11 protein-coding genes are annotated in these 13327 nt (G+C 69.3%); 4 read left to right on the top strand and 7 right to left on the bottom strand.

Annotated elements, in window-relative coordinates; all coding sequences use genetic code 11:
• Positions 1-91 precede the first annotated feature (91 nt).
• Both pflA and pflB read right to left on the bottom strand, forming a co-directional pair.
• A complete protein-coding gene (gene pflA / locus D7D52_RS09975; protein WP_120736059.1) occupies positions 92-871 on the bottom strand; it encodes a pyruvate formate-lyase-activating protein in 780 nt (259 codons plus the stop codon).
• Positions 872-902: 31 nt separating this feature from the next.
• On the bottom strand, positions 903-3149 hold the full coding sequence (pflB, locus tag D7D52_RS09970; RefSeq protein ID WP_425464668.1) for a formate C-acetyltransferase: 2247 nt from the start codon (positions 3147-3149) through the stop codon (positions 903-905).
• 113 nt (positions 3150-3262) lie between these two features.
• Here pflB and D7D52_RS09965 point away from each other — a divergent pair, with 113 nt between their 5' ends.
• A complete protein-coding gene (locus D7D52_RS09965; protein ID WP_162958244.1) occupies positions 3263-4501 on the top strand; it encodes a GAF domain-containing sensor histidine kinase in 1239 nt (412 codons plus the stop codon).
• A gap of 30 nt (positions 4502-4531) precedes the next feature.
• Here D7D52_RS09965 and D7D52_RS09960 read toward each other — a convergent pair whose 3' ends face one another.
• The gene (locus tag D7D52_RS09960) at positions 4532-5323 is read right to left on the bottom strand and encodes a DUF8020 domain-containing protein (protein WP_246023735.1); all 792 of its coding nucleotides are present in this window, start codon (positions 5321-5323) and stop codon (positions 4532-4534) included.
• Between the two features lie 194 nt (positions 5324-5517).
• Here D7D52_RS09960 and D7D52_RS09955 point away from each other — a divergent pair, with 194 nt between their 5' ends.
• Complete coding sequence (locus tag D7D52_RS09955) at positions 5518-6006, top strand: NUDIX hydrolase (RefSeq protein ID WP_120736056.1); 489 nt, start codon at positions 5518-5520, stop codon at positions 6004-6006.
• Between the two features lie 79 nt (positions 6007-6085).
• Here the strand turns inward: D7D52_RS09955 and D7D52_RS09950 are convergent, their stop codons facing one another.
• The 4 genes from D7D52_RS09950 to D7D52_RS09935 all read right to left on the bottom strand — a co-directional run bounded on the left by D7D52_RS09950 (position 6086) and on the right by D7D52_RS09935 (position 11823).
• Complete coding sequence (locus D7D52_RS09950; protein WP_120736055.1) at positions 6086-8665, bottom strand: polynucleotide kinase-phosphatase; 2580 nt, start codon at positions 8663-8665, stop codon at positions 6086-6088.
• On the bottom strand, positions 8665-10125 hold the full coding sequence (locus tag D7D52_RS09945) for a 3' terminal RNA ribose 2'-O-methyltransferase Hen1 (protein WP_120736054.1): 1461 nt from the start codon (positions 10123-10125) through the stop codon (positions 8665-8667). The genes D7D52_RS09950 and D7D52_RS09945 overlap by 1 nt, the downstream gene beginning before the upstream one ends.
• A gap of 61 nt (positions 10126-10186) precedes the next feature.
• Complete coding sequence (locus D7D52_RS09940) at positions 10187-10576, bottom strand: nuclear transport factor 2 family protein (protein WP_120736053.1); 390 nt, start codon at positions 10574-10576, stop codon at positions 10187-10189.
• Positions 10573-11823, bottom strand: a complete 1251-nt coding sequence (locus tag D7D52_RS09935; RefSeq protein ID WP_120736052.1) for an MFS transporter — start codon at positions 11821-11823, stop codon at positions 10573-10575. The genes D7D52_RS09940 and D7D52_RS09935 overlap by 4 nt, the downstream gene beginning before the upstream one ends.
• A 100-nt stretch (positions 11824-11923) precedes the next feature.
• Here D7D52_RS09935 and D7D52_RS09930 point away from each other — a divergent pair, with 100 nt between their 5' ends.
• Both D7D52_RS09930 and D7D52_RS09925 read left to right on the top strand, forming a co-directional pair.
• Positions 11924-12505 (top strand): TetR/AcrR family transcriptional regulator, encoded by a 582-nt coding sequence (locus tag D7D52_RS09930; RefSeq protein ID WP_120736051.1) that lies wholly within the window; start codon positions 11924-11926, stop codon positions 12503-12505.
• Between the two features lie 54 nt (positions 12506-12559).
• Positions 12560-13129: an FKBP-type peptidyl-prolyl cis-trans isomerase gene (locus D7D52_RS09925; RefSeq protein ID WP_120736050.1), complete on the top strand. Its 570-nt coding sequence runs from the start codon at positions 12560-12562 to the stop codon at positions 13127-13129.
• Positions 13130-13327: the final 198 nt, after the last annotated feature.

Raw genomic sequence — 13327 nt, 5'->3', positions numbered from 1 at the left:
GGGTCGGATCGGGGTAGCGGACACGGCGGGTGGCAGTCCGAGACCGCCACCCGCCATGTCGTTCCCCTGTTCCTTGTCCCCGACAAGGTCTTCAGTAGGCCGTCAATCCGGCGGCTCGGAATACGTCTCGTGCCGCTTCGACCTGTTCGGCGGTCGGCGCCGGGGTGTCGGCGAGCACGAAACGACGGTTGAGCGCCTCCCACTTGGACTGGCCCAGCGTGTGGAACGGCAGGACGTCCACGCGCTCGATATTGCCCAGGCCGCCGGCGAAACCGGCCACCGCGCCGATCTCCTCGATCGCGTCGGTCAGGCCGGGCACGAGCACGTAGCGCAGCCACACCCGCTTGCCGCGCTTGGCCAGCCGGGTCGCGAAATCGAGGGTCGGCCGCAGGTCGCGGGAGGTCAGGCGACGGTAGGTCTCGGGCTGTCCGGCCTTGATGTCCAGCAGCACCAGGTCCGTGGCTGCGAGCAGCTCATCGGAGGCCAGGCGCCCCAGGTAACCGGAGGTATCGAGGGCGGTGGACAGACCGAGACCTTGGAACCCCCGCAGCAGGGTGGTCGCAAACAAGGGCTGCTGCAAGGGTTCCCCGCCGCTGATGGTCGCGCCGCCACCGGAGGCGCGGATGAACGGCACGTATTTGGCCGCCTCTCCGAGCACATCATCGACACTCGTGCGAGTTCCGTTGTCGCGCAACCACGTATCGGGATTCTGGCAGTACAGGCAGCGGAGCGGGCAGCCGCTGAGGAAGGTGACGAACCGGGTGCCCGGCCCGTCCACGCCCGTGGAGATGTCCCAGGAGTGGACGGAGCCGAAGACCGAATCGCCTTCGCCGACATCGATACTCGGCTCGAGCAGGACCGGTGCGGACATGGCGGGCAACCTTTCTCGATGTCGGGCGAACTCAGAGGCTGGCGTGGAAGGTGCGGTTGATGACGTCGAGCTGCTGTTCCTTGGTCAGCCGCACGAAGTTCACCGCGTACCCCGACACCCGAATCGTCAACTGCGGGTAGTTCTCCGGATGCTCCATGGCGTCCAGCAGCGTGTCCTGGTTGAGGACGTTGACGTTCATGTGGAAGCCATCGGTGGCGATGTAGCCGTCGAGCACGCCCACCAGGTTGGTGACGCGTTCCTCGGCGCTGCGGCCCAGCCCCTGCGGCGTCACCGTGGTGGTGAGCGAAATCCCGTCCGTCGCATGCTCGTACGGCAACTTCGCCACCGACATGGCCGAGGCCACGATGCCGTGGGTGTCGCGCCCGTTCATCGGATTGGCGCCCGGCGAGAACGGTTCGCCCGCGCGGCGGCCGTCGGGGGTGTTGCCGGTCTTCTTGCCGTACACCACATTCGAGGTGATGGTCAGCACCGACTGGGTGTGCTCGGCATCGCGGTAGGTCGGGTACTGGCGGACCTTGCGCATGAACCGCTCCACCAGGTCGGCGGCAATGGCGTCGACGCGATCGTCGTTGTTGCCGAACTTGGGGAAATCGCCCTCGATCGTGTAGTCCACGACCAGCCCGGTCTCGTCCCGTACGGGAGTCACGGTGGCGTACTTGATGGCCGACAGCGAGTCCGCCGCCACGGCCAGCCCGGCGATGCCGCAGGCCATGGTGCGCCGCACGTCCAGATCGTGCAGGGCCATCTCGATGCGCTCGTAGGCGTACTTGTCGTGCATGTAGTGAATGACGTTGAGCGCGTGCACATAGGTCTTGGCCAGCCAGTCCATCAGCTTGTCCATGGCGGCGTCGACCTCGGCGTACTCGAGCACCTCGGAGGTGATGGGCTCGAAGCCGCGCGCCACCACCGTGCCCTTCTTCTCGTCGCGTCCGCCGTTGATCGCGTACAGCAGCGTCTTGGCGAGATTGACTCGCGCACCGAAGAACTGCATCTGCTTGCCGACCTCCATGGCCGACACGCAGCAGGCGATCGCGGTGTCGTCGCCGTAGCGCGGCCGCATCAGCTCATCCGACTCGTACTGGATGGAGCTGGTGTCGATCGACACCTGCGCGCAGAACCGCTTGAAGCCCGTCGGCAGCGCCGGCGACCAGAACACCGTCAGGTTCGGCTCCGGGGCCGGGCCCAGGTTGTAGAGGGTCTGCAGGTAGCGGAAGCTGGTGCGGGTCACCAGCGGTCGGCCGTCGGAGCCGATGCCGCCGAGGGATTCGGTCACCCAGGTCGGGTCGCCGGAGAACAACTCGTCGTATTCGGGGGTGCGCAGGAATCGGACGATGCGCAGCTTGATCACGAAGTCGTCCACCAACTCCTGGGCGCGATCCTCGGTGATCAGGCCCTCGGCCAGGTCCCGCTCCAGGTAGATGTCGACGAAATTGGCGGTGCGCCCCAACGACATCGCCGCGCCGTTCTGCTCCTTCACCGCGGCCAGGTACGCGAAGTACAGCCACTGGATGGCCTGCTGACCGGTGCGCGCGGGCCCGGAGATGTCGTAGCCGTACTCGGCGGCCATCTGCTTCAGCTCGCCCAGCGCGCGGATCTGCTCGCTGACTTCCTCACGGCGGCGGATGGTTTCGTCATCGGCCCACAGGTCGTCGAGGGCGGCCCGGTCGGCCTGCTTGGCCTCGATCAGCGTGTCCACGCCGTAGAGGGCCACGCGGCGATAGTCGCCGATGATGCGGCCGCGGCCGTAGGCGTCCGGCAGCCCGGTCACGATGCCCGCCGAACGGGCCGCGCGGATATCGGCGGTGTAGGCGTCGAATACGCCGTCGTTGTGGGTCTTGCGGTACTTGGTGAAGATCTCGGTGACCGCCGGATCCTCCTCCACGCCATAGGCGGCGAGACTGGTCTGCACCATGCGGTAGCCGCCGTAGGGCATGATCGCGCGCTTGAGCGGCGCGTCGGTCTGCAGGCCGACGATGAGCTCGTTGTCCTCGTCGATGTAGCCGGCGCCGTGGGCGGTGATGGTGGAGGGGGTGTGCTGGTCCACGTCGTAGATGCCGCGCTCGCGCTCGGCCGGGAACATGGCGCTCAGCTTGTCCCAGATGCCCAGGGTGCGGGCGGTCGGGCCGGCCAGGAAACTGCCGTCGCCCTCGTAGGGCCGGTAGTTGTGCTGAATGAAATCGCGCACGTCGATGGCGTCCCGCCACAGGCCGCCTTGGAAGCCGGTCCAGGCCTCGGTGCGCGGTTCGGTTCCGATCATCGTCATGGTGTGACTCCTCAATCAGCCGAATGGTCTGACTACAGACTTCTCCGCCGCGACACCCGGTCCCAGAGACAAATGTCCTCAGGTAGCCGATGGGTAGCCTGTGGACCATGTCCGAACTGCCCTGGGGTGCGGTGCCCGACGAGTTGCGAGAGCTGACCGCATCCCGGGAACGCCTGCACGATCTGGTCGAGGCGGTCTACGCCGTGGTCTCCGACCTGGACGTGGACATGGTGCTGCGGCAGCTGGTGGCCGCGGCCGTCCGGTTGGTCGATGCCGAATACGGTGCGCTGGGCTTGCTGGAACTCGGTGACGGCGACGCGCTGGACGGCGGGCAGCCGCGCGAGGACCCGCCGCGGCTGGCGCAGTTCGTTCCGGTCGGCATGGACCAGGAGGCCATCGACCGCATCGGGCACTGGCCGCGCGGCGGGGGAGTGCTCGGCGTGGTGCTGGCCGGCGAACATCCGGTCCGGCTCGACGATCTCACCGAGCATCCCGGTTTCGAAGGCTGGCCTCCCGGGCATCCGCCGATGCGCAGCTTCCTGGGCGTGCCCGTGCGCTACCGGGACCGGCTGCTGGGCGATCTGTACCTCACCAACAAGCGCGGCGGCGCGTTCACCGACGAGGACGAGCGGATCATCGAGGCGCTCGCGGTGATCGCCGCGGTGAAGATCATCAATGTCCGCATGTACGACCGGGTGCAGCGCGATACCGTGCGGCGGCAACAGGATTCGGCGAAGATCGCGGTGATGGAGGACCGCGATCGCATCGCGCGCGACCTGCACGACTCGGTGATCCAGCGCATCTACGCCTCGGGCCTGGCCTTGCAGGGCGCGTTGCGGATGGGACCCGTGCCCGAGATCACCGAGCGCCTGGAACGCGTGGTCGCCGACCTGGACGACACCATCCAGGACATTCGCGGCACCATCTTCTCGTTGCAGTCCGCCAACAACGGTCAGGCCGGATTGCGCAGTGCCATCAGCGATCTCGTCACCACCGCCGCCCGGCATCTGGGTTTCGCGCCGGCACTGCGCCAGAACGGCCCGATCGACACCCTGGTACCGCCGGAAACGGGCCGGCAGGCGCTCGCGGTGCTGCGGGAATCACTGTCCAACACCGTCCGGCACGCCGACGCCACCCGCATCGACGTGACCGTCACCGCGGGCCGGGGTGAACTCCGGATCGCGGTGGCGGACAACGGGATCGGCGTCGGCGACGCGCCGCCGCGGGGCGGGCTGCGCAATATCGCCGAGCGGGCCACCGAACTCGACGGGGTGGTGGAGATCGGGCTGGGCTTGGATGGCCGCGGCACGACGGTCGTGTGGCGGGTGCCGATCCCCCGGGCGTAGGCGCGCACCGGCATCACCCGGTGCGCGCGGTCAGTTGCTCGGCTGCGCGGCGGGCTGCGGTGCGGCCGGCTGCGGAACCGCGGTGGCGGTCTTGTCCGGCCACCTGGTGGTGCCGTCGGGCGCCTGCCAGGTGGTCAGCAGGTCGATGCCGGCGGCGACGAGAGTCGGGCCGCCCACGGCGATCGAGCCGATCAGCCCGCCCACGGTCGCGCCGGTCATGAAGCCGGGCAGGCAACCCGCCACCAGGGTGGCCACGCAGCCGATGGTCGCGCCGATGGCGGTGCCCACGAAGGTGCCGATGGTGGTGGCCAGGCCGAACTGGGTGCTGAAACTGTTGAGCGCGCGATCGTTCTCCAGTTGCGAGGCAACGGGTTTCACCGCCAGCGGCTGGGTGAGCGTCAGGCCGGAGGGCTTGTCGGGGGTGAGGGCGAGGACGGTGTTGTTCTCGCGGACCTCGGGCTTGACCGGAATGTCGATGGGGCCCAGCCGGAATCGTAGCGGCAGGCTGAGCAGCACATTGCCCGCGCCGTCCTTCACCTTCACCACGTCGACGGGCGGTGTGGCATCGGCGGCGTCGCTGCCGGGCTGGGCCGGATCGGCGGCCTGGTGCGACAGCTCGAAGGTGCCGCCGCGCAGGGTGGTCACGATCGCCTTGTCCACCATCTTGGCCGAGTAGGCGATCTGCGGCGCGCTGTCGGGGGTTGGCTCGGCGTTCGCCGGCGTGACCGATAGCAGGGTGGCCGAGGTGAGGAGAGCGCCGATCACCAGGGTGGCAGCCGCGGACGCGGTGCGGAACTCCATGCGGGTAATCCAATCCGTCATCAGGTGTGGGCCGATCCGAAAACCGGAGCTTATCCGGAGGGTGCGGATGCCGAACAGGGTTCGGGCGCAAGAAATCTCGCGGGAACCATTCGTCCGTTATCGAGGAAAAATCCCTAACGTCCGAGTTGCCGCAATGTCGCCCACGGTAGTGCCCGCGGTGCGCGGCCGGGTCCGGATTGGGCACACTCCTTCCCATGAGCCTGAGATACAGCGCCGGAGTCCTGCTCTTTCGCCGCACCGACCGCCTCGAAGTGCTCCTCGGGCACCTGGGCGGCCCGCTGTGGGCCAAGAAGGACACCGCCGCCTGGTCCATCCCCAAGGGCGAATACGTGCCCGCCGAGGAGGACTCGAGCACCGCCGCCGGCCGCGAATTCACCGAGGAACTGGGACTGCCCGTGCCCGACGGGGAATGGATTCCGCTCGGCGAGGTCGTCTACGGCAGCGGCAGCGGTAAGAAACAGCTCGTCGTGTGGGCGGTCGAAGCAGACCTGGATCCGGCGCTGGTGGTGCCCGGCACCTTCGCCATGGAGTGGCCGCCGCGCTCGGGCCGGATGGCCGAATTCCCGGAGATCGACCGCGCCGAATGGTTCGACCTCGACACCGCCGAGGACAAGCTCGGCAAGGGGCAGCGTCCCTACCTCGCCCGGCTGCGCGAGTATCTGGCCGCCGCTCCGATCGAATAGAGCCGGGGTGGATTGGCCGCGGAATTTCGGGGTAGATCCGCAGTGGCCGGGAACCGTGCGGGGTTCCCGGCCACTCACCTCACAGTCGCGGGTCGACCGGTTCGGTCTCGAGCGCCAGGATGGCGAAGACCGCCTCGTGGACTCGCCACAGCGGCTCGCGGGCCACGAAGCGGTCGAGCGCTTCCAGCCCGAGTGCGTACTCGCGCAATGCCATCGAACGCTTCCCGCCGAGCCCGCGCGAGCGCAGCCGGGCCAGCTGGTCCGGGCGCAGATACTCCGGGCCGTAGATGATCCGGAGATATTCCGGGCCACGGCATTTCACGCCCGGCTGCACGGGCCGGCCGCTGCGGGAACCGGTTCCGGTCACCAGCGAGCCCAGCGGCTTGACCACCATGCCCTCGCCGCCGGCGGAGGTCAGCTCGGTCCACCAGTCCGTCGCGTCGGCTTCGGCCTCCAGGGAGGCGAGCTCGACCACGCGGCGGCCCGTCGCGGTGAAGAACTCCGGATCGGCGGCCACCAGCCGATCCAGCCGCTCCAGATGCCACTGGTGGTCGCGCCCGGCGAGATTCGCGCCGGACGCCGCCAGCAACTGGAACGGGGCCAGCCGGATACCGGTCAGGCCGTCGGTGGGCCAGCAGTAACGGCCGTAGGCGGCGGTGAAGGCGTGGGCGTCGGCCGCGCGGGCGGTGGTGCGCGCCGCGAGATCGCCGACGTCCACACCCCTTTCGGCCGCCGCGGCCAGCACCGCGGAGGCGTGGCCCAGCGCGGCGCGCGCCGCCGTGCCGACCGCCGCGTACTGGTTGCGCAGCAAATCCAGCGCCTTGGCCGACCACGGCAGCAGTTCGGCGTCCAGCAGCAGCCAGTCGGTGTCCAATTCCTCGAACAGCCCGGCGGTTTCGGTCGCCGCGCGCACCCGCGCCAGCACGGCCTCGGTGCGCGCCGGATCGTCGAAGAAGGGACGCCCGGTGCGGGTGTACACCGCGCCGGTGGAGCCGTCCTCGACCCCGAACCGATCCCGCGCGGCCGTCGCCGACCGCGAAACCACCAGCACCGCACGCGAACCCATGTGCTTCTCCTCGCACACCACGGTCTCCACGCCCTCGGAGCGGTAGTACTCGAACGCCTGCGCCGGATGCTCGAGGTAGCCGTCCAGGGTGGAGGTGGCGCACGGCGACATGGTCGGCGGCAGATACACCAGCCAGCGCGGATCCACCGCGAACCGGCTCATCACCTCGAGCGCCGCCGACGCCGCGTCCTCGCGGACGCTCACCCGGCCCAGGTGACGGGTCTCCACCACCCGGCGGCCGAGCACGTCGTCGAGGTCCAGCACGCCCGGATCACGCTGCACCACGGCCTCGCCGGTGGCGAAGGTGGCGGCCTGCAGCGGGCGCACCGGCTCGAACCAGACCTGTTCGGCCGCAACCGAAACCGGCTCGCGCTCCGGATAGCGCAGCGCGGTCAGGCGGCCGCCGAACACCACACCGGTGTCCAGGCACAGGGTGTTGTTCACCCACACCAGCTCGGTCATCGGCGTGTGGCCGTAGAGCACCAGCGCCTTGCCGCGGTAGTCGTTGGCCCACGGGTAGCGCACCGGCAGCCCGTATTCGTCGGTCTCGCCGGTGGATTCGCCGTACATGGCGAACTCGCGGACGCGGCCGGAGGTGCGGCCGTGGTAGGCCTCCTTCAGGCCGGCGTGCGCGACCACCAGCTGGCCGCCGTCGAGCACGTGGTGGCTGACCAGGCCGCGCATGAATTCCGTTGCCGTCTTGCGGAATTCGGCGTCCTCGGCCTCGAACTGGGCCAGCGATTCGGCCAGCCCGTGCGCCACCTTCACCTTGCGGCCGTCGAGTGCGCGCACCAGCTTGAACTCGTGGTTTCCGGTGACGCACAAGGCGTTTCCGGATCCCACCATGCCCATGACCAGCCGCAGCACACCCGGGGTGTCGGGGCCGCGATCGACCAGATCGCCGACGAACACCGCGGTGCGGCCCTCGGGGTGGCGGGCGTCGACCGCGCGGTCGTGCTCGTCGCGGGCGATGGCGTAGCCGAGTTCACCCAGCAGCGTCTCCAGTTCGCTACGGCAGCCGTGCACGTCGCCGATCACGTCGAACGGGCCGGTCAGCTCGCTCTTGTCGTTCCACAGCCGCTCGTCGCGGATGGTCGCGGCGTCGATCTCCTCGATGCCGCGCAGTACGTGCACCTTGCGGAAGCCCTCGCGCTCCAGGAACCTCAGCGAGCGCCGCAGATCGCGCTGGTGGCGGCCCACCACGTGCGGGCCGAGATCGGCGCGGTCCACGCGCAAGGCGTTGCGGCGCACGCACTCCGTCTCGGGGACGTCCAGGACGATCGCCACCGGCAGCACGTCGTGGGCGCGCGCCAGCTCCACCAGCGCCTGCCGGGCCTTCGGCTGCACATTGGTGGCGTCGACGACGGTGCGCAGCCCGCGCCGCAGCCGCACGCCCGCCACGTGATGCAGCAGCGCGAACGCCTCGTCGGTGGCCGACTGATCGGCCTCGTCATCGCTCACCAGGCCCCGGTAGGCGTCCGAGGACAGGATCGCCGTGGAGCGAAAGTGCTTGTGCGCGAAGGTCGATTTCCCCGAGCCGCTGCTGCCGATCAACACTACCAGCGACAGCACCGGGATGGACAGCTCGGCCATTACGCGGCTCCTTTCTCGTCGCTGTCGTCGTTGGCCTGTCGTGTGAACACAGCCATCTGTGTGGAGGCCCCCAATTCCGGGTCCTCGGGCCCGACCGGGACGAATCGCACGGTGTACCCGTAGGTTTCGGCGACCCGATGCGCCCAGTCCGCGAATTCCGCCCGATTCCATTCGAACCGGTGATCCGTGTGCCGCAGCGTGCCCGCCGCCAGCTCCTCGTAGTGCACGTTGTATTCGATGTTCGGGGTGGTAACCACCACCGCGCCGGGTGCGGCCGCCCCGAACACCGCGTGCTCCAACGCTTTCAGCCGTGGCGGGTCCACGTGCTCGATCACCTCCATGAGCACCGCCGCGTCGTATCCCCGCAGGGAGGCGTCGGTATAGGTGAGCGCTCCCTGCCGCAGCGTGACGCGCCGCGACTGCCACTCCGGCACCCGCCGCAGCCGCCGCGCCGCGATCTTCAACTCCCGCATGGACACATCGACGCCGACGATCTCGGCGAACGCCCGATCCGGCGCCAGCTCCAGCAGCAGCGCCGCCTGCCCGCAGCCCAGATCCAGCACCCGGCTCGCCCCGACCTCGAGCAGCGCCCGATGCACGGCCTGTCGCCGCAGCACCGCCAGCGACGGACCGCGCTCGGCGGGTTCGGCCGGCGCGGCGGGCTCGTCCAGGTCCACCTCGACCGCGTCCAGTTCCTCCGGTTCCGCGTCGTCCAATTCGGCCAGGCGGGCCAGGGCGGTGCGAATCAGGGTGTGGCGCCGCGTCAGATAGCGACGGGTGATCCATTCTCGCTCGGGGTGACCGGCGAGCCAGCCCTCGCCGACGCGGAGCAGCTTGTCGATCTCGGCGGCATCGAGGAAGTAGTGCTTGCTGCCGTCGAGGACGGGCAGCAGGACGTACAGGTGCGACAGGGCGTCGCGGAGACGCTGCGTCCCGGTGAGTTCGAGACGCAGATAGTGGGAATCACCCCACTCCGGGAAGGCCGGGTCCAGCGGCAGGGCAGTGGCCGCGACCGTCCAGCCCAGCGGGGCGAACACCCGCTCGGCGTATTCCGCGCCACCCTTGCACGGCACGGCCGGCAGCTCGATGCGCAACGGCAGTGCCGTTTCGGCCAGTTCCGGGCGCTGCTTGCAGCGCCCGTGCAGGGCCGTGCCGAACACCGTCGAAATAGCCACGGACACAAGCGAAGACGCCGCGTACGGCCGGTCGTTCACATACTGGCCGAGACTGAATTCCGGCGTGCCCTTGGATTTCCCGCGCACCAGCCGCACCGGATCGATCTCCAGCAGCATCGCCGCGGTGCACCGGTCCGCGCTCGCCTCCGGATAGAAGACGTGCGCGACACCGTACGACTGCTCGAAAGCCTGTCTGCGCGAGGGATTCTTGTGCAGCAGAAAGCCCAGGTCGGTGGCCGGCCAGTCGGCACCGTCGGGTCGCGTACAAGAAATCGTCACCAGCATCCTGAGATGCTCCCGTATGCCGAGAGGGGTCGCAAACACATTTCCGTCTGATCACGAGTGCTCAGCCCTTCAGCTGGGCCTGGAAGATCTCGCGATTGAAGTACGCCTTCGCCTCGGCGATCAGCCCGTCGGCATCCAGCTCGTAGACATTGATGCCGGACCAGTTCACCGGGCGCCCCGACAGCGATACCGCCGCCCCGCTCCACGAGACCGCGACCGACGCGCCCACGGTGTGCGCCTGATGTGGCGTGAGTCCCAGGAACGGCTCGAAATTCGGAAGTACACCGGCGATGAAATCGTGAATCGCGTTGCGCCCCAGGATCGGCGGCGTGCCCACCGGGTCGTGGAAGACGCCGTTCTCGGCGAAGGTCGCGGCCCAGGCCTCGGCGTCGCCGCGCTGGGAGGCGGTGAAGAATTCGAGCACGGCGGCGGGCATGGCGGGCATGGTCATGATTGCTCCTTGGCGGGGGTGAGATGCCGCAGGTCGTAGCGGCGGACAAGGGGAAGGACGCTGAGCCCGAGCAGGGTCAGGACGGCGTGCAGGGCGCAGACGCCGAGCCAGCCCCACGCCCCGAAACACACCGAGGCGAGCGCGGCACAGCACGCGCCGCTGAGGAAGACCGCGACCATGTACACCGTGTTGGCGCGACTGCGCGCCGCGGGCAGATAGCCGAAGATCCTTGCCTGATTGGCGATTTGGCTCCACTGCACCGCGATATTGGCCAGCACGATCGCCACGATCAGGAAAGGCAGCCGGGCACCGCCCAGGGCGTAGGCGCCGGCCGCCGCGAGCATGAGCGACAGCGCCGCGGCGATGATCGGGATCGCCCCGCGCCGGTCGATGAATCGGCCCGCCCACGGCGCGGCCACCGCCCCCGCCAGACCGAGCGCGCCGAACAATCCGGCCACGGCGCTGCGGTAGCCGTACGGCTCGCGGGTCAGCATCAGGACCAGCGACGTCCAGGTCGCGGTGTACGCGCCGAACAGCAGCGCGTGCAGGGCGCACGAATGTCGCAGTGCCGGTTCGCGAATCAGCAGGCGAGGCAGGGAAGCCAGCAGGTGCGGGTAGCGCGGCCGGGCCGGTTCGTCCGCGGCGCGGCGGTCCGATTCCCGGGGCAGCAGCGCGACCGTCACCGCCCCGGTCGCCGCCGTCAGCGCGGCGGCGAGCAGGTAGACGGCACGCCAACCGATCACGTCACCGACCGCACCGCCGATCACCCGCGAACCGATGATCCCGGTCATCAGCCCGATCTGTACTCCGGCCACCACCGAGGCCCGCCGCTCCGGCGCGGCGAGCTCGGCGGCCAAGGGCACCAGCACCTGTGGAATCACCGTCGCCCCGCCGACCAGCGCGGTCGCCGCGGCAAGCAGGGCCAGGCTCGGCGCGGCCGCGGCCAGCAGCAGCCCGATCACCGTGATAGCCAGCAGGATCGACAACAGCGGCCGTCGCCGCCGCACATCCCCGAGCGGCACCAGGAAGAGAATCCCGGCCGCGTAACCGAATTGGGCGCAGGTCACCACCACCCCGGCCGCCGAGGCGGTGACTCCGAGGCTGTGCGTGAACAACGCCAGCAGTGGTTGCGCCAGATACACATTCGCGACGGTCGCCCCACTGCAGACGGCCATCATCGGGAACAGCAAGGGTCGGGCCCGTGCTCGAGCCAGGGGAGTTTCGGGATTCCGGAGCGGGATGGACATCGAGCCACCCTTTCGATCGAACTAGTTGGTTCGGATGGCTTCCGATGGTAGGAACTCGCCCGCGAGCTGTCAAACGAACTGGTTCGTTACAATTGCGGCCATGGCATACGACTCGGCCGCGACCAGGGAACGCATCCTTTCCGCAGCGGCAACGGAATTCGCCGCCTACGGCGTCGCGGGGGCGCGGGTCGATCGCATCGCGGCCAACGCCCAGGCCAACAAGCGCGCCATCTACGACTACTTCGGGGACAAGAAGGCGCTCTTCGCCGCGGTCCTGGAAAAGCTCATGGGCGAGCTCGCGCGGGACGTGCCGCCCGGCGGCGACCTCGGTGACTACGCGGGCCGGCTCTTCGACCACCACCGGGCCCACCCGGAAGCGCTGCGCCTGTTGCTCTGGGAGGCACTGGAACTCGGCGACGACCCGGTACCCGACGAGGAGAACCGCACCCGGCACTACTTCGACAAGGTCACCGCCGCCGAATCGGCCGTGACCGAGGGCGATCCACGCAACCTGCTCTTCTTTACCCTCGGCCTGGTCGGCTGGACGCTGGCCATGCCGCAGTTGCGGCGCATGATCCTCGGGCCCGACCGCGGCCTCGACGAACTGCGCCCGGCCGTGGCCGCCGCGGTCGAGACACTCGCGGCCGCGCCCGCCCCGGCGAAGATCGATCCCGCCGTGTAGGTTCGCCCGGGGCGTCGCAAGGGCTGCGGCCATCCGGACTGGACAGGAGCGGGAATGCGCTTGGCAGGCAAGGTCGGTGCGATCGGAGCGGTCGCGGCCGCCATGGTGCTCGTCGCCGGATGCGGCAGCAGCGACAGCAAGAGCGACACCTCGCCCACGTCGGCCGCCTCGACGTCGGCCAAGTCGTCGCAGAGCTTCACCGTCGCGCTGCCGCAGGCCGACGGCAAGGACTGCTCCATCAAGGTGGACGGCGGTTTCGGCGAGGCCCCCAAGATCACCCTGCCCGACGGCTGCCAGCCGCCGACCGACCTGTTCACCAAGGATCTGGTGACCGGCACCGGCCCGGGCGCGCAGGCGGGCCAGAAGCTGCAGACCAACTACACCCTCATCACCTGGTCCAACAAGAAGAAGCTGGACAGCTCCTTCGACCGCGGCCAGACGCTGCCGCTCACCCTGGGCGCGGGCGAGGTCATCAAGGGCTGGGATCAGGGCCTGCTCGGCATCCAGCAGGGCACCCGCCGCCTGCTGGTCATCCCGCCGGCGCTGGGTTACGGCGACCACCCGCCCAGCGGTATGACCCCCGGCGAGACCCTCGTCTTCGTCACCGACGCCGTCAAGGGCTAACCCGCCTCTCCGCGCCTTTTGCCGGGACTGAGGCAGCCCCACCTGTCCCGTACCGGGCCGCCGGTGGATACCGGGCCCGGTTTTGGCCGTGCCCGACGAGTTACCCCGGTCGGCCACAAATCAGTCGTCACGTCCCCTACGCATCCGATTGCGTGCGTCGAATGGCGTTCGACTAACCTGGTCGGGATGCGTTCGGGG

The organism is Nocardia yunnanensis, from assembly GCF_003626895.1.
Classification (GTDB): Bacteria; Actinomycetota; Actinomycetes; order Mycobacteriales; family Mycobacteriaceae; genus Nocardia; species Nocardia yunnanensis.
The sequence above is the reverse complement of the archived record's forward strand: the minus strand, read 5'-3'. Positions and strand labels throughout refer to the sequence as shown.